Source organism: Paraburkholderia sp. MM5477-R1 (genome assembly GCF_050436385.1).
Taxonomy (GTDB): domain Bacteria; phylum Pseudomonadota; class Gammaproteobacteria; order Burkholderiales; family Burkholderiaceae; genus Paraburkholderia; species Paraburkholderia tuberum.
In genome coordinates, this window is sequence record NZ_JBNDMC010000006.1 from 244,068 (window position 1) to 269,154 (window position 25,087).

The 25,087-nt window shown below is 64.9% G+C and carries 21 protein-coding genes and 1 pseudogene; 13 read left to right on the plus strand and 9 right to left on the minus strand.

The annotated features are described in order from the left end of the window. Positions 1 to 153: 153 nt before the first annotated feature. Positions 154 to 1,542 (plus strand): gluconate:H+ symporter, encoded by a 1,389-nt coding sequence (locus OKW35_RS19420; RefSeq protein WP_429552894.1) that lies wholly within the window; start codon positions 154 to 156, stop codon positions 1,540 to 1,542. 124 nt (positions 1,543 to 1,666) lie between these two features. Next, positions 1,667 to 1,897 (plus strand): annotated as a pseudogene (locus tag OKW35_RS19425) (DUF1272 domain-containing protein); the annotation flags it as partial. Positions 1,898 to 1,921: 24 nt separating this feature from the next. Here the strand turns inward: OKW35_RS19425 and OKW35_RS19430 are convergent. After that, complete coding sequence (locus tag OKW35_RS19430; protein WP_429333146.1) at positions 1,922 to 2,134, minus strand: zf-HC2 domain-containing protein; 213 nt, start codon at positions 2,132 to 2,134, stop codon at positions 1,922 to 1,924. After that, positions 2,115 to 2,723 (minus strand): RNA polymerase factor sigma-70, encoded by a 609-nt coding sequence (locus OKW35_RS19435; protein WP_184057700.1) that lies wholly within the window; start codon positions 2,721 to 2,723, stop codon positions 2,115 to 2,117. The genes OKW35_RS19430 and OKW35_RS19435 overlap by 20 nt, the downstream gene beginning before the upstream one ends. Before the next feature lie 465 nt (positions 2,724 to 3,188). On the opposite strand from OKW35_RS19435, the gene OKW35_RS19440 reads away from it, so the two are divergent. After that, positions 3,189 to 3,323 (plus strand): hypothetical protein, encoded by a 135-nt coding sequence (locus tag OKW35_RS19440; RefSeq protein WP_429552895.1) that lies wholly within the window; start codon positions 3,189 to 3,191, stop codon positions 3,321 to 3,323. Positions 3,324 to 3,476: 153 nt separating this feature from the next. On the opposite strand, the gene OKW35_RS19445 is transcribed toward OKW35_RS19440, so the two are convergent. Then, complete coding sequence (locus OKW35_RS19445; RefSeq protein WP_013092833.1) at positions 3,477 to 3,692, minus strand: hypothetical protein; 216 nt, start codon at positions 3,690 to 3,692, stop codon at positions 3,477 to 3,479. Positions 3,693 to 3,983: 291 nt separating this feature from the next. Here OKW35_RS19445 and OKW35_RS19450 point away from each other — a divergent pair, with 291 nt between their 5' ends. Beyond that, positions 3,984 to 4,559, plus strand: coding sequence for an NADPH-dependent FMN reductase (locus OKW35_RS19450; RefSeq protein WP_429552896.1), 576 nt, complete (start codon positions 3,984 to 3,986; stop codon positions 4,557 to 4,559). A gap of 83 nt (positions 4,560 to 4,642) precedes the next feature. On the opposite strand, the gene OKW35_RS19455 is transcribed toward OKW35_RS19450, so the two are convergent. Further along, entirely contained in the window at positions 4,643 to 5,812 is a 1,170-nt protein-coding gene (locus tag OKW35_RS19455) for a hypothetical protein (protein ID WP_429552897.1), read from the minus strand. A gap of 235 nt (positions 5,813 to 6,047) precedes the next feature. Further along, positions 6,048 to 8,342 carry a response regulator gene (locus OKW35_RS19460; protein ID WP_429552898.1) on the minus strand — a complete coding sequence of 765 codons (2,295 nt, stop codon included), beginning with the start codon at positions 8,340 to 8,342 and terminating at the stop codon, positions 6,048 to 6,050. Positions 8,343 to 8,947: 605 nt separating this feature from the next. On the opposite strand from OKW35_RS19460, the gene OKW35_RS19465 reads away from it, so the two are divergent. The 8 genes from OKW35_RS19465 (at position 8,948) to OKW35_RS19500 (ending at position 17,698) form a co-directional block, all read left to right on the plus strand. Continuing rightward, positions 8,948 to 9,313 carry a response regulator gene (locus OKW35_RS19465; protein ID WP_090808122.1) on the plus strand — a complete coding sequence of 122 codons (366 nt, stop codon included), beginning with the start codon at positions 8,948 to 8,950 and terminating at the stop codon, positions 9,311 to 9,313. Beyond that, positions 9,306 to 9,929, plus strand: coding sequence for a chemotaxis protein CheC (locus tag OKW35_RS19470; RefSeq protein ID WP_184031036.1), 624 nt, complete (start codon positions 9,306 to 9,308; stop codon positions 9,927 to 9,929). The genes OKW35_RS19465 and OKW35_RS19470 overlap by 8 nt, the downstream gene beginning before the upstream one ends. Beyond that, complete coding sequence (locus tag OKW35_RS19475; protein ID WP_184057708.1) at positions 9,926 to 10,876, plus strand: sensor domain-containing diguanylate cyclase; 951 nt, start codon at positions 9,926 to 9,928, stop codon at positions 10,874 to 10,876. The genes OKW35_RS19470 and OKW35_RS19475 overlap by 4 nt, the downstream gene beginning before the upstream one ends. 237 nt (positions 10,877 to 11,113) lie before the next feature. Beyond that, on the plus strand, positions 11,114 to 11,962 hold the full coding sequence (hpnD, locus tag OKW35_RS19480; RefSeq protein ID WP_429552899.1) for a presqualene diphosphate synthase HpnD: 849 nt from the start codon (positions 11,114 to 11,116) through the stop codon (positions 11,960 to 11,962). Positions 11,963 to 11,966: 4 nt separating this feature from the next. After that, a complete protein-coding gene (gene hpnE, locus OKW35_RS19485; protein WP_429552900.1) occupies positions 11,967 to 13,235 on the plus strand; it encodes a hydroxysqualene dehydroxylase HpnE in 1,269 nt (422 codons plus the stop codon). Beyond that, positions 13,232 to 15,310 carry a squalene--hopene cyclase gene (gene shc, locus OKW35_RS19490; RefSeq protein ID WP_429552901.1) on the plus strand — a complete coding sequence of 693 codons (2,079 nt, stop codon included), beginning with the start codon at positions 13,232 to 13,234 and terminating at the stop codon, positions 15,308 to 15,310. Before hpnE ends, shc begins: the two co-directional genes overlap by 4 nt. 3 nt (positions 15,311 to 15,313) lie before the next feature. After that, positions 15,314 to 16,072 carry a phosphorylase gene (locus tag OKW35_RS19495; protein ID WP_429552902.1) on the plus strand — a complete coding sequence of 253 codons (759 nt, stop codon included), beginning with the start codon at positions 15,314 to 15,316 and terminating at the stop codon, positions 16,070 to 16,072. 1,149 nt (positions 16,073 to 17,221) lie between these two features. Then, positions 17,222 to 17,698: a DUF3828 domain-containing protein gene (locus OKW35_RS19500; RefSeq protein ID WP_429352772.1), complete on the plus strand. Its 477-nt coding sequence runs from the start codon at positions 17,222 to 17,224 to the stop codon at positions 17,696 to 17,698. A gap of 349 nt (positions 17,699 to 18,047) precedes the next feature. On the opposite strand, the gene OKW35_RS19505 is transcribed toward OKW35_RS19500, so the two are convergent. From OKW35_RS19505 to OKW35_RS19515, 3 genes are all read right to left on the minus strand, one after another. Next, positions 18,048 to 19,148, minus strand: coding sequence for an IS5 family transposase (locus tag OKW35_RS19505; protein WP_429552790.1), 1,101 nt, complete (start codon positions 19,146 to 19,148; stop codon positions 18,048 to 18,050). A gap of 181 nt (positions 19,149 to 19,329) precedes the next feature. Next, positions 19,330 to 20,349: an MlaA family lipoprotein gene (locus tag OKW35_RS19510; RefSeq protein ID WP_429552903.1), complete on the minus strand. Its 1,020-nt coding sequence runs from the start codon at positions 20,347 to 20,349 to the stop codon at positions 19,330 to 19,332. 2 nt (positions 20,350 to 20,351) lie between these two features. Next, positions 20,352 to 22,967, minus strand: coding sequence for an MMPL family transporter (locus tag OKW35_RS19515; RefSeq protein WP_429493172.1), 2,616 nt, complete (start codon positions 22,965 to 22,967; stop codon positions 20,352 to 20,354). A 211-nt stretch (positions 22,968 to 23,178) separates the two neighbouring features. Between OKW35_RS19515 and OKW35_RS19520 the strand changes: the two genes are divergently transcribed. Beyond that, positions 23,179 to 23,781, plus strand: a complete 603-nt coding sequence (locus OKW35_RS19520) for an MlaC/ttg2D family ABC transporter substrate-binding protein (RefSeq protein WP_429552904.1) — start codon at positions 23,179 to 23,181, stop codon at positions 23,779 to 23,781. Positions 23,782 to 23,927: 146 nt separating this feature from the next. Here the strand turns inward: OKW35_RS19520 and hpnH are convergent, their stop codons facing one another. Beyond that, on the minus strand, positions 23,928 to 25,082 hold the full coding sequence (gene hpnH / locus OKW35_RS19525) for an adenosyl-hopene transferase HpnH (RefSeq protein ID WP_018423996.1): 1,155 nt from the start codon (positions 25,080 to 25,082) through the stop codon (positions 23,928 to 23,930). Between the last annotated feature and the right edge of the window lie 5 nt (positions 25,083 to 25,087).

Below are 25,087 nucleotides of genomic sequence, written 5' to 3' on the forward strand. Positions count from 1 at the left end.
ATTCGCATAAGCAAATCATGCGGCAGTCGCGAAGCATTGCCCAAAGCCCAACCTATCCCCTCCCGCTACAATCGACCGGCAAAACAAGCGCCCGCGACCACCAGCTCGCGGCTGCATCGATCGACTGCAAACGAAGAGAGGAAAAAAGCCGCCGTGCCTGTAACGACAACACTGACACCGTGGGCCGCGCACGACACCCAACTGATCCTGTCGTGCGCGCTTGGACTAGCACTGATCATCATTTTCATCAGCGTGCTGAAGCTCGCGCCGTTCCTGTCGATCCTGGTCGGCACCTTCGCGGCGGGCTTCACGGCCGGCCTGCCACTCGAAGCAGTCGCGAGCGCGTTCAGTAAAGGCGCCGGCGCATTGCTCGGCGACGTCGGCATCATCATTGCGCTGGGCGCGATGCTCGGTGCGTTGATGGCCGAATCGGGCGCCGCCGACCGGCTCGTGTCCACGATCCTCGCGCACTCGACCCCGCGCACGCTGCCGTGGATGATGGCCGTCGTCGCGCTGCTCATCGGCCTGCCGCTGTTCTTCGAAGTCGGCCTCGTGATGATGGTGCCGATCATCTTCGTCATGGCGCGCCGTGCGCAGCAGCCGATTCTGCGCATCGCGATTCCCGCGCTCGCCGGTATGACGACGCTGCATGCGCTGCTGCCGCCGCATCCGGGTCCGCTGATCGCGGTGAGCGCGTTGCACGCCGATCTCGGGTTGACGTTGGGCCTCGGCCTGATCGTGGCGCTTCCCGCGGTGGTCCTCGCCGGTCCGCTGTATGGCATCTGGCTGTCGAAACGCATGCACGTCGTCGAGCCTGAAGAAATGGGCAAGCTGTTCACCGCCGAGCAGAACGGCTTCGAGCCGCCGGGCTTCGCAATCTCTCTGATCACGATCCTGCTGCCCGTCATTCTGATGCTCGGCCGCACGGTCGCGAAGCTGCTGCTCGAGCCCGAAACGTTGCTCTTCGAGACACTGAATTTTCTTGGCGAGCCGCTGATCGCGCTGGGCCTCACCGTGCTGTTCGCGGTGGTCGCGCTCGGCTGGTCGCGCGGCATGGCGCGCGAGCGCGTCGGGGGCATTCTGCGCAAAAGCCTGCCGCCGATCGCCGCGCTGTTGCTGACGATCGGCGCGGGCGGCGGCCTGAAGCAGGCGCTCGTCGCAGCGGGCATCAGCGCGACGATCGGCAAGATCGCGGTCGGGGCGCATATGCCGCTGATCTTGCTCGCCTGGTTGATCGCCGTCGCGCTGCGTCAGGCCACCGGCTCGGCGACGGTCGCCACGACGACGACGGCCGGCATCGTCGCGCCGGTCGTCGCGCCGGTCGTCGCGGGCCTCGGCGCGACGCACAATTCGCTGATGGCGCTCGCGATCGGCGCCGGCTCGGTGTTCTTCTGCCATGTGAACGACGCCGGCTTCTGGATGGTCCGCGAATATTTCGGACTCCAGCTTAAACAGACTGTACTGGTGTGGTCGGTCTTGCAGACGATCGTATCGGTCGTCGGTCTCGCGTTGACGCTCGTGCTGTGGAGCGCGTTGACGTGAGCACGGCGCGCGCGACAGCCTCACCCATTTGGGCAGCGTATTGACGCGCGCACAGCGGAACACGCGCGCAGAACCTCACGCGACGCCAGGCAGCGAGCCGCGCCTCGCGTCATCAACAACAGGGCCACCGTCATGCTCGAATTGCGAATGCACGTTCTGCGAGGTCTGCGCGCTGACGAGGCTGCGCAACGTGCGTCCGAATTGCGGCGGCAATTTCGCGCATCGGCCGATTCGCACCCGCGCGCAACTCGCCAAACATCCGGCGAGTGCCGATGCGCGTCCTGTCGGCATCGATGAAGCATCGCATGCCCGCTTTTTCGAACGCTATCGCGACGTGCCGATCGGCGAGCGCTGAACTGCGGTGTGGCAAAGCGGCAAATCACTCGTCGCCGCTCACCGCTCCGTCCACGTTCGCCGCTCCGCTCGCCACATGCGCGGCGACCCGCAGCAGGCGGATCTGTTTGCGATAGTTCCGGCACCCGCTGCAGGTCGGCAGATGCAGGCGGATCGCGAGCCATTCGCCAGTCGACAGGGAGCGGTCGAGCGCATCGGATAGCAGCCGCGTGATGTCCTTACATTTCCCCATTCGCATCCTCGCTGGATAGGCCTTTTTCGCTCAGGCACGTGCGCAGCCGCAGCCGCGCGCGATAGATCAGCACGCTGCAATGATTCGCGGTGATCTGCAGTTCCGCGCAGATCGCCGCGATGTCGAGGTCGAGAAACTCCCGCATCATGAACACGCGTCCAATGTGCTCGGGCAAATGCTCGAGGCACATCTCGAACAGCGTCCAGAATTGCTGCTGGCGCAATGCAGTTTCGGGTGTCGGCCACGGACGCGGTTTGGTCTCGCGAGACCAGTGGCCGTTGTCCTTGAAGAGCTCGCGATCAAGCAGCGCCTCGCCGTCGAGTTCGGCTTCGAGCGCCGACAGATTGACCGTGCGCTGGCGCGCGCGCAGCGTGTCGACGAGCTTATGGCGCAGGATGCCGAACACCCAGGTCTTGTGCTCCGACTGCGCGGCAAAACGCGTGGCCTGAGTCCACGCGGCGGTCAGCGCTTCCTGCACGGCGTCCTCGGCGGCCGCGGCGTCGCGCAATTGCAGACGGGCGAAGCGCACGAGGTCACGCCGCAATTGCGCGAGATAGATGGGATCGTCCAGCGAGGGAGCGCCTGGCTGCGTCACGGCATGCTCCGTCGCTGCGCTGTCGGCCGCGCGCTGCGCTGCGCGTGTCGTCCTGAAACGTCGTGATTCATGAGCGGATGGTCGTCCTCGCACGGTTTGCGGATGCGTGCGCCATTCTCCCTCACGTTCCTGCCCTAGCGAATCGGTATTGAACATATGCCCCTTGGCCATCGATGCCCGAGGAGCTTCGTCGCGCGGCGCGGCCGCTTATGACACCGGAAATTAATTGTTGCAAGAAATGATATTTCGAGTCTGCGCGCGACAAGGCTGTTGGATCGCCATACGGGCCGATCAACGCGTCGCGGTCGACCACCAATTCAACGCGACCACACAATAGTGATTATTTCAATTTATAAAATAATATCTTCTCATCTTCGCCGTTTGTGGACGCGGGCCCGCTCGCTATTCTTCACGCCATCGATCGCATCAGATCGCGCAACCCACACACAAACGAGGACGCACACCATGAAACGCATTTTCTCCGCCCTGATCGCTTCGGCCGCGCTGTTCGCAGCGGCTTCGGGTGTCGCTCACGCCGACGCCCCGGCTTCGACCTGCAACGGCCCGGCGTCGTACTGCAGCGTATTTTTTGGCAACTGATCGGCACGTCGAAATACGCAGCAAGGAAGCATGAGAAAAGGGCGCCGGCAACGGCGCCCTTTCATATTCCAGTATTCAGCGTTCGGCCTGCATGGGGATACGGCGGCGTCAAGCGGCCCCTTCTAGCCACGGCCGACGGACAACCCGCGAGTCCTAGCGGCTCGGCGCCTTCCCTCCGCCATCGAGTCCGGCGCCCGTGCGCCACACCTGTTTGCCTTGTTCCGACAACTCGCCGCAGCTATGCGTGGCATCGGCTTCGACGCCGTCGACGGCCATCTCGCCGCCCGCCGGCTCCTGCGCGCGCTGCCGCGCTTTCTTGCGCGCGGCGACCGCTTCGTCGTGGGATTTTCCTGCGTAGTCGAGACTCATGATCCGGTCCTCCAGAATGTCGATGGTGTCCCATTTGCCTCAGATCGCCCTGGCCCGAAGGCATGCTTGATTGGCAAGGCAAAAGTTCCACTTATCCACAAGGTTATTCAGCGAATCTGTGGATAACTTTTCGAGCCGCGAGGTTATCCACCGTCAGGTGCCGCAAGAATCCTTCCCGATCCGCTATGAGCTGGCCACATCCGCCAGGGCCTGGGCGTTTCGCGCGGCTTTTGCCTATGATGGACAGTTCGTACTCTCTGCGCGTCGAGCGCCTTACCTGAGGAAGCGAACATGGCCTATCACATTGCAGTGGTCGTCGGCAGCCTGCGGCGGGATTCGTTCAATCGTCAGCTGGCTCAGGCGGTGATTTCCCTCGCTCCAGCCGATTTCACCTTCGAATACATCGATATCGGCTCCTTGCCGCTGTACTCCCAGGACTACGACGCCGACTATCCCGAAGCCGGCAAGAAGCTCAAGGAGCGCGTGCAAGCCGCGGACGGTCTGCTGTTCGTGACGCCCGAATACAACCGCTCGATACCGGGCGTGCTGAAAAACGCGCTCGATTGGGGCTCGCGGCCGTGGGGCACCAACTCGTGGGCCAACAAGCCCGCCGCGGTGATCGGCACCTCGGTCGGTGCGACCGGTAGCGCGCTCGCTCAGCAGCATCTGCGCAACGTGCTCGCCTATCTCGACGTCGCGGCGATGGGGCAGCCCGAGGTGTTCATCAAGCACGATCCAGCGGTGATCAACGAAAAGGGCGAGATCGTCAACGACGGCACGCGCAAGTTCCTGCAGACGTTCATGGACCGCTACGTCACGTGGATCAAGCGGCACGGGGCGGTGGAGCCGAGCCTCAGCGCCCGCTGACCGCGTCCTGACCATCCGCCGAAGCAACGCGACACAGCGCGCGCCGCGTAAGGCGGCCGCGCTCGTGTCGCTCGGCGCATCGCCTACACGTGGTGATGGCCGGTCGCCCGCTCCCAGCCGTGACGCACCGCGAGCTTGAAGCGCTCCCACGTGCTGTCCGGCGACGTGGTTTCCCAATGGCGGCGTGCCTGGGGCTCGATCTCATCCCACGGACGATTGCGGAATCGCGCGTCGCGAGCGATCTCCGCGCCGTAGCGATAGGCCGGCACATAGTCTTCGTAGCGCGCGTTCGCGGCGGCGTACTGCTCGTCGTAGTGAGCGCGGAAATCTTCTTCGTACTCCAGATATTCGTTCGGCATCTGCGCGCCGGGACCGGTGCCCGGCTGCCCGCCTTCTGGGACGATGTCGGACGGCTGCATCACCGCGCCCGAACCCGGTACCGAGCCGGCGGCGATCGCGCGGCGTCCCGCATCGCCGGCGAGCGGATCGACGATGGGTTCGTTGACCGGATCGCTCATCGGCCGTTCGCTGATCGGCGGCGGCGCGAACGGCTTGGCGGCGGCGCCGATGTCCGCCGGTGGCATGGCGGTCAGCTGATCAGGGCGCGGGGTGGCGGGAGGGGGCATGGTGTCGGGTGCGGTCGTACCGGTCGCCGAAGTGGCGCCCGTCGCGCCGGCGATTCCGGTCGATTCGGTCATGGCCGCCGCACCCGCTGCGCCGCTGCTCGAACTCACGCCCGCCGCTCCCGGTGTCGCAGTGGTGTCGCGCATCCCGGGCGTCGCAACCGCCTCGGTCGTTACGCTCGACGTGCGCGGCGTTCCCGGCATCACCGCGCCGATGCCCAGCTCATCGAGTATCGAGTGGTCGCGGTCGGTGGCGGCCGGCGTGTCCGCCTCGGGCGGGCGGTCGCCGATATCCGTCGCGCCGAGCCGCACGAGCGTATTGCGCGCCAGCTCCGCATGCGACTCGCTTGCCGCGTGGACGCACACGAGCACAGCGCCGCGCCGCATCGCCTCGGCATAGCGCGCGGTGTCCGATGGGCGCGGCCCGGTCGAGAACAGGCTGGCGAGAAAGCGCTCGATATTCGCGAGCACGCCCGCGTTGGCGACTTCGCTGGTGGCCGAGCCAACCGAAGGTTCGGCGTTCGCCTGCAACTCGATCTTCTCGCGCGCAAAGCCGGTTTGCACGAGCGTGTCGCGGGCGGTTTCGGCCTGCATGTAAGTGTCGAATAAACCAATCACGGTATGTTGCATGGTTGTCTCCCGACATGTTCTGCTGGAACGGGCGGCGCTCGCGGCGTCGTCCCCTTGCCGTGTGCAGGCAAGCAACCTTCATGCCCCGCACCGCCGCGCGGCGCCGCCGCGTCCCATGCCCAGCCGCGCTGCCCGGCGTGCTACGCATGACGCGGGCTCACGATGAAAAAAGCGCGGCGTGTAAACGCCGCGCTTTTTACAAGGCCCGGTAAATGACGCCGGCACGGCGCGGACATCAGGTATCGGCCGGATGCGTGGCGGCATCGTTGCTCGTTTGCACGGCGTCGTGCTGGATCGTTTCGAGCAGTTGCTCCAGCAGTCCGATATCGAACGGCTTGGACAGCACGCGCACGTTCGCGTGCCGCGCTCGGTCGAGCTCTTCCGCGTAGCCGGTGACGAGGATGACCGGCAGCTGTGGGTCGAACCTGAGCACCGCTTCGGCCAGATCGATGCCGTTCATCTTGCCGGGCATGTGGATGTCCGACAGCACCAGATCGAACGGCAGCGGCTCGCCGGTGCTCGCGCGCTTCGCGCGGGCGTCGTCGAGTACATGCAGCGCCGTGTCGGCGTTGAACACGCAGGTGACCTGATGACCCATCATCTGCAGCAGCGCCTCGGTGCCGGCCGCGACTTCTTCGTTGTCCTCGACGAGCAGCACGCGCAGGCCCTGTGGCACGCCGCTTTCGGTCGCTAGCGCTTCTGCAGGCCCGGCCGTGTGCGGCTCGGTCGACGCGCGCGGCAGATAGAGCCGCACCGAGGTGCCCGCGCCGATCGCGCTGTCGATTGCCGCGAGCCCGCCCGAGCCCTCGCAGAACGCGAAGACCTGCGGCAACCCGAGTCCCGTGCCCATGCCTTTGGGCTTGGTCGTGAAAAGCGGCTCGAACGCGCGCGCGAGCACGTCGGGCGCCATGCCGCCGCCGGTGTCCTCGAGCGACAGTTGCACGAACTCGCCGGTCAGCGGAAAGCCGTCCTCGTGACGGAACACGACATTGCTCGCGCGCACCGTGAAGCGTCCGCCGTTGGCCATCGCATCGCGCGCATTGACGGCGACGTTGATCAGCGCGAGCTCGAGCTCGGCGACGTCGACGCGCACCGGCCAGGTATCAACGCCGCTATTGATCACGAGCGACACCTTCGCGCCGAGCGACGCGCGCAGCAGTTCGCGGCACGACGGCAGCCAGCGTTCGAGCGACAGCGTCTCGGTGCGCAGCGGCTGCTTGCGCGCGACGCCGAGCAGCTGCCGCGTCAGCGACTGGCCGCTCTTCAGCGCGCGCTCCATCGCCGACAGTTCGCGCTCCAGTTCGCCGACGCCGCGCCGTCGCACGATCTGCACGTTGGCCGACAGGATCATTAGCAGGTTGTTGAAGTCATGCGCGACGCTGCCGACCAGCCTGCCGAGCGCTTCCATCTTGCGCGACTGGCGGTACGCGGATTCGATCGAGCGGCGCATCGATGCCTCGGCCTGCCAACGCTGCCACGCTTCCTCTTCGGCGCCGAGGCGGCGCAGCGACAGCCAGATCACGCACCACAGCGCGATCGACGGCGTGAACATCGACAGGACCAGCACGCTCAGGTGCTTGTACCAGGCGGCCCAGATCGCCGACGTGCGATAGCCGCACAGCACGTAGACCGGATACGAGCCGACGTGCCGGAAGGCGACGATCAGGTTGCCGCCGGCGAAGCTCGAGCGCATCCGCACGACGCCGGAGCGCTGCCCCTGCCTGACCGCTTCGGCGAACGGCGAATCGGACGCGAGCGCGGTCGGCTCGCGTGGGCCGCGCGGGTAATGCGCGAGCACCGCGCCGTCGGTGCGCACGAGGCTCATGATGATCGGCGTAGAGTCGCTGCTGCCGAGCAACTCGCGATAGAACGCGTCGAAATAGCTGGGCCGCAGCGCGATCGACACGACGCCCGCGAACGAGCCATTGGGCGCCTGGCGCTCGACGCCCATGTTGAACACCTGCTCGCCGCTCACATGTCCCGTCATCACTTTCGACACGCGTTCCAGCACGTTGCCGTCGCGGATGCCGACGAAATCGTCGCGCTGGCCGACCGAATTTTCCGGCGACGGATACAGGCGGCTGCTCACGAGCAGCGCGCCCTGCTGGCCGAAGATCGACACCGAGGCTACCTGCGGATAGCCGCCGCCCATCGTGCGCAACTTGTCGTGAATCGTGTGTTCGCGCGCGCGAATGCCGTCGTCGTCGAGGCCGTCGGTCAGTTCGACGATGCGCGAGTTCAGCGTCTCGTTCATGTCGAACACCTTCAACGCATGTTCTTCGGCGACCCGCACCGTGCGCAGCGCCAGATCGGTGGCGTCGGCCTCGCGCGAGCGCAGATCGGCGAATGCCATCGCCGCGACGTAGACGAACGGCAGCACGATCGCCGCGACCAGCAGCGCGATCAGCGTGATGCGACGCACCTGGAAATTCTGTTCCGGCACGGTGGGAAACGACGCGTCGTCCTGCTCGCGGGCAGGACGACGCGAAAGACGGCCCGCGCGGGCGGAGTCGACCCGGTCTGATGTCATTGTCGTTGACGCGAAAAGTCGTTCGGATGTGGCAGCCCCGTATCGGGCCGTTGCCGGCACCATGCCGCCTTCAGAACAAGCATAGACGCAGCACGGAATAATTTGCCGCAACGCGTTGGAGATGGGCGTCCGCCGTGCCGGCCGTTCTTTAAGAGCGGCTTTAAAACAGCGACGAATCGGGAAGCGCAAACGTACACAAAAGGATAAAGATAAAAGAATGTCCGCCCCGACGATAGATCTATTTCTGAAATTCGCCTAGCAGAGAAACAGATCGTTACCGTCAGCGATTCTGGCGAGTTGCTTTTGCGCGACTTTACTTCGACAATCCTCGTCACGATAAAAGGGCCGTTGCCACCTCCGTGCGCCGGATCGTCAAGGTTCGCCAAACGCGTCCTGCTGCATTCGCACCCCCTCTCGCCAAAGGCAATTGCAATTCGACAGGCGCCACTGTACCTGGTCGCGCATCGGTCGGCATCACGCGAAGGTGTGCCACCCTCCGCTGTCGCGACGAACGAAATACGCACACAACCAGGCGCGGAAAGCGCGCAGACGAACCAGCCGATTCCTTTATCCGACCCGCCCAAACCGCCCGACCCGCCGTTGCCATGCTCCCCATTGTGATCGCCGACGATTCGCTGCTCGCCCGCAAGTTGCTCACGAAGGCACTGCCGCCCGACTGGGCAGTCGACGTGTCCTACGCGACGAACGGGCACGAGGCGCTCACGCTATATCGCGAGGGCAAGGCATCGGTGATGTTCCTCGACCTGACGATGCCGGACATGACCGGCTACCAGGTCCTCGAAGCGTTGCAGCACGAGGACCTCAACACCTTCGTGATCGTCGTTTCCGCCGACGTGCAGCCGCTCGCCCAGCAGCGCGTGCGCGAGCTCGGCGCGATCGCGTTCATCGCCAAGCCGGTGACGCCGGAGGCGGTCCTGCCCATCCTCAAGGAGTACGGCTTGTATGTCTGAGCCCGCCTTCACCGAAGACCAGCGCGACGCGCTACAGGAAATCGCGAATCTCGCGATGGGCCGGGCCGCGACGCGGCTAGCGGGCCTGCTCGATTCGTTCATCGAACTGTCGGTGCCGCGCGTGCGGATGGTCGCGGTGAGCGACGCGGCGCGCACGCTGCGCGAGATGACCCATATCGACGACACGGTCAGCGCGGTGCGTCAGGGCTTTCGCTCGGACATCAAGGGCGAGGTGCTGGTGATCTGTCGCAGCGACAGCATCGCGCAGCTGTGTTCGCTCGTCCGCGACCCGTACGCGCGTTCGAGCTACGAGGAGGTCGGCGAGCGCGAACTGATGCTCGACGTCGCGAACCTGCTGTCCGGCGCGTGCGTGTCGTCGATACTCGACCAGCTCGGCCGCACGCCGGTGTTTTCTGCGCCGGGCATGCTCGGCGACACGCTGACGCTCGACGAAGTGTTCCAGCCCGGCGTGCTGCAATGGCAGGTGGCGCTGCTCGTCGAAGTGAATTTCGCGCTCGAACATCAGAGTTTTCGCGCGCATCTGGTGATGCTGATGGCCGAAGAATCAATCCGTCACATGAACGAAGCGCTCGATGCGCTGCTGTCCAGTATATGAACGTCTCCGTGGAATCGTTGAGCGACCTCGTGGTCGAGCGGGTCGGTTTTGGCATCTTCGTGCTCGACCGTGAACTGAAGGTGCTGATGTGGAATCGCTTCATGCAGGACCATAGCGGCCTGTCGGCGGAGCAGGTGGTCGGCCACTCGATCTACCAGAACTTTCCGGAGCTGCCGCGCGTGTGGCTGTCGCGCAAGATCGAGAGCGTGTTTCAGCTCGGCAGCTTTGCGTTCAGCTCGTGGGAGCAGCGCCCGTATCTGTTCAAGTTCGATCACGACCGGCCGATCACCGGTGGGGTCGACTTCATGCAGCAGGACTGCACGTTCATGCCGCTGATGCGCGGTCGTGAGGTGGTGGCCGTGTGCGTGACGATCTCCGACGTGACGCACGTGAGCATCGTGCAGCGCGAACGCGAGGAGGCAGTTGCGAAGCTGCAGGAGTACGCGAATCGCGACGGACTGACCGGCATCGCGAACCGGCGCTTTTTCGAAACGCGGCTGCGCGACGAGTTCACGCGCTGGCAGCGCTACGGCGGCGAGATGTCGATGTTGCTGTTCGACCTCGATCACTTCAAGAAGATCAACGACCAGTTCGGTCATGGCGTCGGCGATACGGTGCTGCGTGTGATGGCGCAGCGCGTCGCCGGCGTGGTGCGCGCACAGGACACGTTCGGCCGCTTCGGCGGCGAGGAGTTCGCGCTGCTGCTGCCGTGCACGCCGCTCGACGACGCGATGCTGGTGGCCGAGAAGATCCGTCGCGTGATCGAGGAAACGCCGGTGGAGCTGATCGGCACCAGCGTGCCGGTCACGGCGAGCCTCGGCGGCGCGACGGCGCGCGCCGGGGTGCCCGCCTACGACGTGCTGATCAACGAGGCCGACGCGGCGCTCTATAGCGCAAAGCGTCAGGGCCGCAACTGCGCGGTCGCGTTCCGGCTCGCGGGAGCCTGATCCGCTAGCGGGGGCGGCGCGGTCGAGGCCCCCGCGCCGCCCCGGCGGCCTTCCTTCCCGTCCCCCTATTGACCGGCGAAACTGCGGTCACCGGCAAAGATTGCTATACTTTTCGCCGTTTCCGGCCGCCCAGCCGGATGTTTCGCGCGTGTCCGCGCGCGCGGGCCCACTGCCCTGCGGGTTGGCATAAAAACCTCTTTGAACGCCTTTCAGCGGGCGCCTCCAGCGGAGATCGTCTTGGCTGTTTCCAATCTTGTCGTGGACGATACTGAAACCGACGCCGCTGCCGCCACGTCCGGCAGCTCGTTTTATCTTGCGATGCGCATCTTGCCGGCGGCGCAGCGCGATGCGATGTACCAGGTCTACGCCTTCTGCCGCGCCGTCGACGACATCGCCGACAGCGACCTGCCGCGCGCCGAGCGCGCGGCCGGGCTCGAGCAATGGCGCGCCGAGATCGACGCTTGCTACGCCGGCCAGCCGCGCGCGTCGCTGCGCGCGCTGACGCGGCACATTCACACGTTTCATCTGCAACGCGAGGATTTTCACGCAATGATCGACGGCATGGCGATGGATGCCGCCGCCGACATCTGCGCGCCCGACGATGCCACGCTCGACCTCTATTGCGACCGCGTCGCGAGCGCGGCCGGCCGTCTGTCGGTGAGGATATTCGGGATGCGTGACGAGCCGGGCCGGCTGCTCGCGCACCACCTCGGCCGCGCGCTGCAGTTCACCAACATCCTGCGCGATATCGACGAAGACGCCGTCATCAACCGCTGCTATCTACCGCGCGAGCTGCTCGCGCGCGAAGGCATCTCGGCCACGGACCCGCGGCAGATCGCTGACGATCCGACGCTGCCGCGCGTCTGCGCGACCCTCGCCGAGCGCGCGAAGCAGCACTTCGCCGAGTCCGACGCGATCATGGATCGCGAGCCGCGCGCTCAGGTGCGCGCGCCGCGCATCATGTCGGGCGTCTATCGCGTGCTGCTCGAGCGCGCGCTGGAGCGCGGCTTCGACGTTCCGCGCACGAAGGTCCGCAAGCCGAAGCTGCGCCTGCTGTGGATCGTCGCGCGTTACGCGCTTTTCTGAGCTGATGCCGAAGCTCGTCCACGTGGTCGGCGCGGGCGTGGCCGGGCTCGCCGCCGCCGTGCAACTGCAGCGGCGCGGCGCGCGGGTCGTGCTGCACGAAGCGCAGGATCACGCGGGCGGCCGCTGCCGTTCGTACTACGACGCGAAGCTTGGTGCGACGCTCGACAGCGGCAATCACATCGTGTTGTCGGCCAATGCCGCGACGCTCAACTACGTGCGCGCGATCGGCGCCGCCGACGAACTGGTCGGCCCCACGCAGCCCGAGTATCCGTTCGTCGATCTGGCCACGCGTTCGCGCTGGAGCGTGCGTCTGTCGCCGGGGAGTTTGCCGTGGTGGATTTTCGATGCGCACGCGCGCGTGCCGAACACGGGCCCGACCGATTACCTGTCGCTCGTGCCGCTGCTGTTTGCGAAACCGGGCCGCAGCGTCGCGCAGACGATGCGCTGTCACGGTCCGCTGTGGGAACGGCTGCTGCGGCCGCTGCTGCATGTGCTGCTGAATCTGGAGCCGCGCGACGCCTCGGCCGAACTGACCGGCGCGCTCGTGCGCGAAACGCTGCTCGCGGGCGGGCTCGCGTGCCGGCCGCTGGTCGCGCGTAATGGTCTTGGCAGCGCGTTCGTCGATCCGGCGCTGCGTCTGCTGCAACATGGCGGCGCGACGATCCGGCTCGGTTCGCGTCTGCGCGACATCACGTTCGCGGCCGACCCGGCCCGTGTGCAGGCGCTGCATTTCGACGCTGAGAGCATCGCGCTCGGCGCGAACGAGGCGGTGATTCTCGCGCTGCCGCCCGAAGCCGCGGTGGCTCTCGTGCCGGGCCTGCGCGCGCCGACGCGTTTCGCGGCCGCGCTCAACGTGCATTTCGCGGTCGAGCCGCCGTTCGGCCTGCCGCAGATCACCGCGCTGCTGAACGGAACGGCCGAATGGTTGTTTGCGTTCGACGACCGCCTGTCGGTGACGCTCAACGGCGCCGAGCGGCTCGTCGACACGCCGCATGACGTGCTGGCAGCGACCGTCTGGGCCGAGGTCGCGCAGGCGGTCAATCTGCCGGTCGCGCCGCTGCCGCGCTGGCAGGTGGTGATGGAATCGCGCGCGACGTTTGCCGCGCTGCCCGCGCAGGAGACATTGCGGGCGGGCACGCGCACTCGCTGGAACAATTTGGTGCTCGCGGGCGACTGGACGGCCACCGGCCTGCCCGCGATGCTCGAAGGCGCGATCCGCTCCGGCCGGAAGGCCGCGGATATGCTGCTGAATCAACCGATGGAACGCAGATGAACGACTTATCTCACACCCAGCCGCTCGACGCGGCGCTGCCCGAAGCCGCCGATGCGGCGCCGGACCTGGCCGAAGCTGCCGTGGTTGCCAACGCGCCCGCCGTGGCGGACGCATTGGCAACCGCAACGCCGGCGCCCGTGCAGGGCGCGAACGCGCTCGACGCATCGATCACTCGCGCGACCGATGCGATCCTGGCCGCGCAGCAGCCGGACGGCCATTGGGTCTACGAACTCGAAGCCGACGCGACGATTCCGGCCGAATACGTGTTGCTGGTCCACTATCTCGGCGAAACGCCGAACCTCGAACTCGAACAGAAGATCGCGCGTTATCTGCGCCGCATCCAGTTGCCGAACGGCGGCTGGCCGCTCTTCACCGACGGCGCGCTCGACATCAGCGCGAGTGTGAAGGCGTACTTCGCGCTGAAGATGATCGGCGACCCGGTCGATGCCGAGCACATGGTGCGCGCGCGCGACGCGATCCTCGCGCACGGCGGCGCGGAACACGTGAACGTGTTCACGCGAATCCTGCTCGCCCTCTTTGGCGTGGTGTCGTGGCGCGCGGTGCCGATGATGCCGGTCGAGATCATGCTGCTGCCGGTGTGGTTCCCGTTCCATCTGTCGAAGGTGTCGTACTGGGCGCGCACGGTGATCGTGCCGCTGCTGGTGCTCAACGCGAAGCGGCCGCTCGCGCGTAATCCGCGCAAGGTGCGCATCGACGAGCTGTTCCGCGGCGCGCCGGTGAATACCGGCATGAACGAGCGCGCACCGCATCAGCACGCGGGCTGGTTCGGCCTGTTCCGCTGTGTCGATTCGGTGCTGCGCGCGGTCGATGGCCTGTTGCCGAAGGCAACCCGCGAGCGCGCGATCCGCGCGGCGGTCGCGTTCGTCGACGAACGACTGAACGGCGAGGACGGCCTCGGCGCGATTTTCCCGGCGATGGCCAACTCGGTGATGATGTACGACGTGCTCGGCTATCCGGCCGATCATCCGCATCGCGCGATCGCTCGCAAATCTCTCGACAAGCTGCTCGTCATCAAGGACGACGAAGCGTATTGCCAGCCATGTCTGTCGCCGGTGTGGGATACGTCGCTCGCCGCGCACGCTTTGCTCGAAACCGGCGAAGCGCGCGCCGAACAGGCGGCCGAACGCGGGCTCGCGTGGCTGCGTCCGCTGCAGATTCTCGACGTGCGCGGCGACTGGATTTCGCGCCGCCCCAACGTGCGGCCGGGCGGCTGGGCGTTCCAGTACAACAACGCGCATTTCCCGGATGTCGACGATACCGCGGTGGTCGCGATGGCGATGCACCGCTCGGCGGCGCTCACGCAATCCGATGTCGATCGCGAAGCAATTGCCCGCGCGCGCGAATGGGTGGTCGGCATGCAGAGCAGCGACGGCGGCTGGGGCGCGTTCGAGCCGGAAAACACGCAGTACTACCTGAACAACATTCCGTTCTCGGACCACGGCGCGCTGCTCGATCCGCCGACCGCGGACGTGTCGGGCCGCTGTCTGTCGATGTTCGCGCAGATCGGCGAGCTGCCGCAAAGCAGCGAGCCGGCGCGCCGCGCGTTCGACTACATGCTGCAGGAGCAGGAGTCGGACGGCAGCTGGTACGGCCGCTGGGGCCTGAACTACATCTACGGCACATGGACCGCGCTGTGCTCGCTGAACGCGGCCGGCATGCCACACGACGACCCGCGCATGCGGCGCGCGGTGCAATGGCTCGTGTCGATCCAGAACGACGACGGCGGTTGGGGCGAGGGCGGCGAGAGCTACAAGCTCGACTATCGCGGCTACGAGCGTGCGCCGAGCACCGCGTCGCAGACAGCCTGGGCGCTGCTCGGACTGATGGCGGCGGGGGAGGTCGATCACGAGGCGGTGGCGCGCGGTATCGACTATCTGCAGCGTGAGCAGCGCGAGCATGGGCTGTGGGACGAAACCCGGTTTACCGCGACCGGCTTTCCGCGCGTGTTTTATCTGCGCTACCACGGCTATCGCAAGTTCTTCCCGCTGTGGGCGCTCGCGCGCTTCCGTCATCTGAAGCGCAATGGGCTCACGCGCGTCACGGTCGGGATGTGACGGATGTCCGTGTCGATGACGCCGTCCGTGGGAACGGGCGATAGCGGCTTGCCGGTGATCGTCGTGACGGGCATGGCGTTCGAGGCGCGCATCGCGCGCGGCGACGGCAGCGAGCGCGTCGAAGTCGTGTACGCGGCGCGCGCCGATCTGCTCGAGCGCGCGCTGAACGCCGCGGTCGCTCGCGGCGCGGCGGGGATCGTCAGTTTCGGCACGGCGGGTGGGCTTGCGCCGGATCTGCAGCCGGGCGCGCTGATCATCGCGGATGCCGTGCATGGGCCGTTCGGGCGGATCGACACGGATCGGCAATGGGCGGAGCGGATTGCCGCCGCCGTGACCAACGTCAGGACGGCCGAAGGGCTCGCGGGACGTCTGCGCCGTGGCGCGATGGCGGCGGTCGCCGCGCCGCTGATCACTGCTGAAGACAAACGCGCGCTGCACGAATCGACCGGCGCGCTCGCGGTGGATATGGAATCGCACATCGCTGGCGCGACCGCTGCCGCGCACGGTCTGCCGTTCGCCGTGTGTCGCGCGATCGTCGATCCGGCCTGGCGCACGCTGCCGCCGGCTGCGACCGCTGGTTTGCGCGACGACGGCAGCACCGCCCTCGGGCCAATTCTGCGCGAATTGCTGCGGCAGCCGTCGCAACTCGGCGCGCTGCTGCGCCTCGCCGGCGATGCGCGCGCCGCGCGGACTACGCTGGTCCAGGCGCGGGAGGCCTTGGGGAAGGGCGGCGCGCTGCGGATCGCGGGCGTCAGCAGTTGAGCGACGGGGATGGCGGTTAGCCATCCCGACTGCGTCTGGGGGCGGCAGCAAGTCGCTAGCGTGGGCGTGACCTACCCCTGGAGCGGCGACTCGAGTCTTCGCCCAGGTCCCTTAGGCGGTTGCGCAGCCGCTGGTTATCTGCGTAAAGCCCCGCAAATGCCAGTATGAACAGTAGCAGCGGAAACCACTGGCCGCTGTAGCGAATCAGCGCCCATGCGATCGCCGCACAGGCGATAGCGGCGAGCAGAAGCGCCACTTTATCGACGATCCAATTCATACCAATTCAGTTCGATGGAGCGCCAGACAGGCGTAGTGCCGGCGCGCTGGCCTGTTTGTCAGCACTTCCGGATGGCGATGGATGAATGCCAGCATGGTCTGTGGAACGACCAATCCGAGGCGATCAATTGCAGTGAGGCGGCGCGTTCGCTGATTCAATGGCTTTGGTGTCCCATGTTCCGAGTCGCGCGTCTTCTGCCCGCATGCGTAGGGTCAGCGGCACCAGGTCCGCCTGCACGGCGGTCTCAGATATTGGTGTCAATCACGGCAGCCTGTCCTCGGGTAGCACCAGGCGGCCGAATGAATACCGGTTATTGCTCACAATGTTCACCGGTTAAAAAGAGAAAATTCTAGCCGATGAATGCCCGTTTTTATTTTGGGATAGCATCCTCCGTAATAAAAATGGTGAATCTAATTGTAAATTCTGGTCAAATTCCATATTAATAATTGACTCGCCCATCGAGTGGCGGCAATTATCAGGCTCCTCTTCTTAAGGAGCCTGATAAAAATGGCATGGGACAAAACCGGCGCGGTACGATACCTGCAAGCTAACGCTAGGCTATCGAGCCAGAGCCGATGCGCGGAGTACACCAGGCGTGCGATTGAAGCGGGAGGACTGCGGATTACGCATACGGCGTAGGCGAAAGATTACGGCTCGTCGCTCGTGGGAGCGGGGTTTCACGAGGTGGATGGCACTCCGCAGCGCGGCGACGTGGTAGTTATTCAGGCCATTACGGGTCATCCATACGGCCACATGGCGATGTTTGACGGCCAGATATGGATATCGGATTTTCGACAATTGCATGGGTTTTATCCGGGTCAGGCCTATCGAACCATGAAACCTACATACAAAATATTCCGGCACGACTGACAATGAGTAAATTTCTTTTGCGCGTTTTTGCCTCACTGGCTCTTGCGTTGGTACTCGAGCCGGGTGTAACCACCGCAGCGACTCCGGATACACCAGAAGCCGCAGTGAAGGCGTTTTACACTTGGTATTTGCAGCAGGAGGGCAGCGTTTATCAACTGACGGATAGCCACATTTACAACTATGTGGCAAAACCGACGGTCGATAATCTGCGGGACGACTATCGCCACAAACGCTTGCCGGGCGGAGCGGACTACTTCACGCGGGTGCAAGACCTCGATCCGCAAATATGGCTCACAACGATGACTTTGCATCCGGCAATCGCGCTTGGCGGGACGGCGGTAATTCCAGTCACGTTCGGGTTAACGGAAAAACAGAATCTCGTCGTGTTCGTCGCAAAGGAAAACGGGCATTGGCGGATAACCAAGGTAGAGGACACAACCGGCTATCAGGGATTCCACCAGTATGACCCGATGGATTAGGGAATACGTTCCCAACCTGCCCGCCCGCTGTCGAGCGGGCTTTTTTCCGTCGGCGCTGCATGGCCGCACGAGTATCCGTTCCGCGGACGAGCAGTTCGCTCACTATCGCGCGAACTCCAAGCCGGTACCGCAAACGGCACCCGTCAGGGCCGTCGAGGAAGGGCGACGTCTGGCTGTACTTCAGCGTGGGGCGCCCATCTAGCAGGCTGTTGAAATATCCGTCGTTGATGCACTCAGGTGCATTGCGACGGATGCTGAGTTCGCACTTCTGAAACGCGGAACGCGTTTCCGGGCGTTCGAGGCTGCTAACGGTTTCACCATATCGATGTTATCCACTGCATCCCGGCCCTCAACGGGCAAGTGTGCGCATACGCGTCAGGTTGTAGCCGACCTGCGTCAGCACGAAGAGCTGGTCCACGCGTTCAAGTCCTCGATACATCGCCTGTCGAATTCGTCCGACTGTCTTGCCCCATCCGAACACCTGCTCAATCCGCTTACGTTTTTGCTGGCTGACCGCGTAACCCGGCCAACGCGTGGTTCGCTCGTCAATCGCTGAGCCTCCTGGACGCCCATCGTTTTGCGCGACATGAGGCGTGACGCGATTTGCTCGACAGGTGGCAACAAAGCCGGCCGTGTCGTAGTTCTTGTCTGCCCCGACCGTAATGCCGCCCGGGGCCACCTTCGCGGCGTCAGCAAGCATTTGCGCGGCGCAGTCGCGCTCGGCGGTGCCCGTCGCCAGCGTCACCTGCGTGTTGACTACCAGGCCGTGCCGATTGTCAGTCAGTACATGGCCCATGTAGCAAAGCATCGCACCGGTTCCTTTGCTCTTGCGAAACAGGCGCGCCTGCTCGTCGGTCGTGGACTGATGCGTCGCGTTACTGCGCTTCTGACCGTGCCAGTTGTCATCGGGCGCCGGCGGTTCGTCGGGCGGCGTATCGTCTTCGTCCGGACTTGCCTTCGGCACAAAGCTCTTGTGTCCCGCCCATGCCTGAATCAGCGTGCCGTCAACGCTAAAGTGCTCACCCGACAGATGCCCACGCTCGCGCGCAGTCTCAACCGTCTCGTTGAAGAGCAATACCAGCACATCGTGTTCAAGCAGTCGGTCGCGGTTCTTGCTGAATGTCGAGTGGTCCCACACCGTCCCATCCATCGACAAGCCGACGAACCAGCGAAAGAGCATGTTGTAGGAAATCTGTTCCATCAACATGCGCTCGCTGCGAATCGAGTACAGCACCTGAAGCAGTAACGCTCGCACCAGCTTCTCCGGTGCAATGCTCGGCCGCCCACCTTTCGCATCAGCCTCGTACATCCGGGCAAACACGTCGTCCATGCGTTTGAGCGCATCGTTGAGCCACGTGCGAATCGGACGCAACGGATGGTCTTTCGGCACAAAATCATCCAGCTTCAACACCGTGAACATCGACTCCGTAAAACCATCGGCACCGCGCATCCGTTTCATCCCGCTCACATTCACGACATTACCTTCAACGTTTGCCCCTTGGTCCCGGATGACGGAGAAACGAGGTATTTCAACAGCCTGCTAGGGCGCCCCGCTGTGCCTTGTAGCGCTGGACTGAAGCGCCAGGGCACGGCGGCCGGCCCGGCGGCCGGTTCCCAGATCCCCTGGAGCGCTATTGCGGGGCCGACGCCGGCTCAGCAGGCACGGCTGGCGTAGCGCCCGCGCCACTGTCACCCGGATCGGTGTAGTTCGGCAGATCCCCGCTGGGCGCGTTGGTCGCTCCACCGGAAGCCCCATTGGGCGCCGGCGAGGACTCACCCGGATCGTTGTAATTCGGCAGCGCGCCGGGCGCGCCCTTGGCCGCGCCGCCCGCTCCCGAAGCGCCATTGGGCGTCTCGCCCACATCGCCCGGATCGGAGTAATTCGGCAGGCCGCCCGCCGGCGCGCCTGCCGCAGGGGCAGCAGCCGGGCTCGTATTGCCGTTATCGTCGTAGTTCGGCAGCGGCGGAGGGTTATTGCTCGTGCCGCGCAGACGCGCGAGGCGCTGCTGCACATAGGCATCACGCACGAACGAGTACTTGTCGAGCGCAGCCTGCTCCAGAAGGCTGGTCGCGCCGAGCAGATCCGCACGTGTGCTCACGAACTGCAGCACGTACAGCGGATTGCGGGTCGCGGGTTCGATATAGTTCAGCGGATTGAACTTCACATCGACGACGAGCCCCATGCTGTCGCGCACCGTGCTCGGCCCGAACAGCGGCAGCACCAGATACGGACCCGACGGAATGCCCCAATGCCCGAGCGTCAGACCGAAGTCCTGATGATGCTTGGGCAGACCGGCCGGCGTCGCCCAGTCGAGCAGGCCGCCAATCCCAAACACCGAGTTGAACGCGAAGCGCATGATGTCTTCGGTCGCATCGGTGATCTTCAGTTGCAGCAGCGCGTTTGCGGCGTTGGTGAGGTCGCCGAGGTTTGAGAAGAAATTGCTGACGGCGGTGCGCAGCGGCTGCGGCGTCACTTTCTGGTAGCCCTTCGCGACCGGCACCGCGATATAGCGATCGACTCCGTCATTGAAATTGAAGATCACCCGGTTCACCGGCTCGAACGGATCGCCCGGCTTGCGATCCGGAGCGGTCGCGCAGCCGGAAATGAGACCCGCGGCGGTGAGCGCCAGCGCGGTGTTACGCAGCTTCATGCTTATATTCCTTTTTGCTTCCCGCGACGTTGACGCGGCTTGCCCATCAGCACCGGCTGGAAAACCACCGCGCCGATCAGCGTGCAGAACAGCGAAAGCACGAGCAGCCTCCCCATGCTGGACGTGCCCGGATGGTGCGACAGCCACAGGCTACCAAACGCGGTGGCCGTTGTGGCGGCGCTGAACAGCACCGCATGCGTGAGGCTCGACTGCAGCAGGCCGGTCTGGCCGTGGCGCCACGCCATCACGAAGTAGATCTTGAACGCGACGCCCACGCCGAGCATCAGCGGCAGCGCGATGATGTTCGCGAAGTTCAGCGGCATGCCGAATACCACGCACAGTTCGAGCGTGACGATCGCGGACACCAGCAGCGGCACCAGCGTGCGCAGCACGTCGCCGACACGGCGCAGCGCGATCCACAGCAGCACGGCGATCGACAGCAGCGCATAGACGGCCGCCTCCAGGAACGCCTTGATGATCGTGTTGGCCGAATGCAGGATCGAGATCGGTCCGCCGATCGCGCCCGGCTCCGCCTTCTTCACCGCATGCGCGAAGCGCGCGAGCATCTGGTCGTCGTTTGGATCGACGCCGGGCGGCACCTTCGGCGCGATATCGACGAGCGCATGACCGCCCTTGCCGATCCACATCGCGATGATGCCTGGCGGCAGGGTCTGCTGGGTTATTTCGGTCGGCTGCAGAAGGTTCTCAAGCTGCTTCAAGGCGATGCGCAGCGTGTCGGACATCGCGACTTCGGCGCGGTCGCGCGTGGCGGCGTCGGCGGCGGCGAGCTTTTGCAAGGTCGCGGACAGGTGCTGCGCATCCGCCGCGCCCGGGCCCGGATGGTCCTCGGCCGCGAGCGACAACTGATTCGCCGCGCGCTTCAATGCGGCGACGCGCAACTCGTCGGTGGCTTGCGGCGCGGGCTGCTGTTGCAGCGCCGGCAGCAGCTGTTGCGCGGCGCTCGCGATCAGCATCATCTTCTGCTGCTGGTCGGCCGGCACGAAGGTGCTCAGCGTGTTGACGCGGCCCACTTCCGGCAGCTTGCGCAGTCGCTCGGCCATCGCGTCGGCGTCGGCAAGCGACGGCGCCAGCGCCTGCACGTTGTTCACCGCGGCTTCGGGCGAATCCTTCAGCGACAGCAACGTTGCCATCGACTCGGTATGCGGGTCCTTCAGATGCAGCGGATTGAAGTCGAAACGCAGGTGCGTGAGCAGCGGTGTCGCGCCGATCACGACGAGCAGCGTGCCGATCAACACCGGCTTGCGATGGCGGTCGAGGAAGTCGTCGACGGGCTCGAGCTGCTTGAAACCGGGCGAGGCGACTTCGCCCGGCGGATTGAAGAGCTTCAGCAGCGCTGGCAGCAAGGTCATGTTGGTGAAGTACGCGACGAACATGCCGACGCCCGCGATCTGGCCAAGCTCCGACACGCCGCGATAAGCGGTCGGCAGGAACGAGAAGAAGCTCAGCGCGACTGCCACGGCCGCGAGCGTGAGCGGCACGCCGATGCTGTGCGCGGTGTGCATCAGCGCGGCCGACAGCCGGTCGTCGCGGTTGCGCTCCTCGCGATACTTGACGCCGAACTGCACGCCGAAATCGACGCCGAGCCCGACGAACAGCACCATGAACGCGACCGAAATCATGTTGAGCGCGCCGACCATCAACAGGCCGAGCGCGGCCGTGATCGCGAGGCCGACGAACAGCGTGATGAACACGGCCGCGATCATGCGGCCCGAGCGCAGCGCGAGCCACAGAATGATCAGGACGACGATGAAAGTGCCGATGCCGTTCAGCACCGCACCGTCCTGCACTGACGCGAACTCCTCGTCGGCGAGTGGCTGCTCGCCGGTCAGGCGGATCGTCGCACCGTAGCGCTGCTGGAGATGCAGCGAGACCGCGGTTGCGCGAATCGCCCTCGACGCGCTCGCGCCCGGCTCCAGCGCGTCGTAGTTGACGACCGGATGCACGACGACAAACGAACGCGCCGGATTGGTGGCGGCGCTTTTATCGACGAGAGCGCGCCACGAGAACGCGGCGGGCTGGCCGGCCAGCACGCGATCGAGCGTGTTCGCGCTTTGCGCAAGCAGCCGGCTCATGTCAGGGAGTTTGACCTGGCCGAGTTGCAGCGGCAGCAGCAGGGTCGTAGTCAGCGTGCCGGCGAGACCGGTCAGGCTCGGATCATGCGCAAGTTGATTGACGAGCGGGCGCGACTGCACGAGTTGCGAGGTGGTGGACATCACCTCGTCGGTGGACGGAAACAGCAGGCCGTTGTGTTCGAAGAACGGGCCGCCGGCGGGCTGCGAGACCGACGTGAACTCCTTCGGATCGGCTCTGAGCGCGGCGGTCAGCGCGTTGGCGGCGGCGTCGGCGAATTCGGGCGCGCGCGCCTCGACCACCACCAGCACGGTGTCGCCACGGTCGGGGAAGGCGGCGTCGAGCGCGTTCTGGACTGCCGCCCATTGCTTGTCGGTCTCGATGAGACGGCTGATGTCCGTGTTGATCTTGAAGTTATGCGCGACGTATATGCCGCTCAGGACAGCGAGCACGATCGACAGCGCGATGATCCTCAGCGGATGACGCACCGAATACGCGACGAGACGGACGATAGATGACTTCAGCATGTAGGCGGACGTGGCCTTATCACGGGTGCTGTTTTTGACGAAGGTGCATAAGTATACAGAGCCCGGGCAAGCAAGCCCGACTTCGGTAGCAAGTACGGCTCCTGACGGCTTCGTCCGGATGGGAACGTAATCCCCGCTATACTGGTGTACCCCTCTTTAGCCGCGGGGCTGCGGCCCGTCGGCGCTACTTCTTTCGAGTCATGACAAGCGTATGAAACGATATCTGACTGCTTTGGTGGCTGCGGCCGTGGTATCCACGGCGGCGTTTGCGCAGAGCGCACCCGACGCGGTGGTAAAAAGTGCAGTCCAGGGCACGGTGGCTGCAATGAAGGCTGACCCGCAGGCGCGCGGCGGCGACATGGCGCAGATCACCGAGGTCGTCCAGACGCACTTCCTGCCCGCCACCGACTTTCAGCGCACCACACGTATCGCGGTAGGCAAGCCGTGGGCGACCGCGACGCCGGAGCAGCAGAAGCAACTGTACGAGCAGTTTACGCTGCTGCTCACGCGTACCTATGCCGCATCGCTGTCGCAACTGCGCGACCAGGACGTGAAGTTCCAGTTTGCGCCGGTCAGCGTGCAAGGCGGCGCGACCGACATCGTCGTGCAATCGCACGTGATCAGCAACGGCGGCGATGACGCGATCGACTACCGGCTCACCAAGGGGCCGTCGGGCTGGAAGATCTATGACATCAACATGATGGGCGCGTGGCTGATCCAGGTGTATCAGACGCAGTTCGCCGACCAGATCGCCAAAGGCGGCATCGACGGGCTGATCAAATTCCTGACCGCGCATAATGCGCGCGGCGCGTAAGCGGGTCGGTCGACAGAAGTTTCAATCGGTAAAAGCAAAGCGCGGTGGCCTTGATTGGCCACCGCGCTTTTTTTCGAGTTGCTTGCGCTAACTAACGATCAGGCGCAATACAGGGGCGGCGCGCGGCCGCTCTCCTGTCGAACGCCTCAGTGCGCGGCCGTCGCGGTCTCCACCTTCTTGCCCTTGCCGGCGCGCGTGATTTCTTCGAGCTTGATCTCGACGTGACGCGAGAACACGTACTCGGCGGGACGCTGCTTGTCGAGCGGAATGTCCTGCGCGAACGCGCCCGTGGTTTTCGGGCCGCGCATGCTGACCTTCAGCGCCTTCAGCGGATGCGCAACCGTGTCCATCACGGCCGTCGCTTCGAAACCGCAGTGGACCATGCAGTCCGCGCACTTCTCGTAGTTGCCGGTGCCGTACTTGTCCCAGTCCGTGGTTTCCATCAGTTCCTTGAAGGTCTTCACGTAGCCTTCGCCGACCAGATAGCACGGTTTTTGCCAGCCGAACACGGTACGCGCCGGGTTGCCCCACGGCGTGCATTCGTAGGTCTGGTTGCCCGCGAGGAAGTCGAGGAACATCGCCGACTGGCTGAACGACCAGTTCTTGCCGTTGTTGCCGCGCTTGAAGATTTCGCGGAACAGCTGCTTGGTCTTGTCGCGGTTCAGGAAGTGCTGCTGATCCGGCGCGCGCTCATACGCGTAACCCGGCGATACCGTGATGCCGTCGACGCCCATCGGGCCCAACGTGTCGAAGAACTTCGCCACGCGTTCCGGCTGCGCGTCGTTGAACAGCGTGCAGTTGATGTTCACGCGGAAGCCGCGGCGCTTCGCTTCGCGGATCGCGGCCACGGCCTTCTCGTACACGCCTTCCTGCGACACCGAGTGATCGTGCGCTTCCTTGTCGCCGTCAAGGTGAACCGACCACACGAAGTACGGATTCGGCTCGTAGTCGTCCATCTTCTTTTCCATCAGCAGCGCGTTCGTGCACAGGTACACGAACTTCTTGCGCGCCATGATGCCCTTGACGATCTGCGGCATTTCCTTGTGCAGCAGCGGCTCGCCACCCGCGATCGACACGACCGGCGCACCGCATTCGTCGACGGCCTGCAGGCATTCTTCCAGCGACAGACGCTGGTTCAGAATCGGATCCGGATAGTCGATCTTGCCGCAGCCATTGCAGGCGAGATTGCAGCGAAACAGCGGCTCCAGCATCAGGGCGAGCGGATAGCGTTTGTTGCCGGAGAGATGCTGGCGCATGATGTATGCGCCGACGCGGACTTTCTGTAGCAGCGGAATAGACAAGGCGT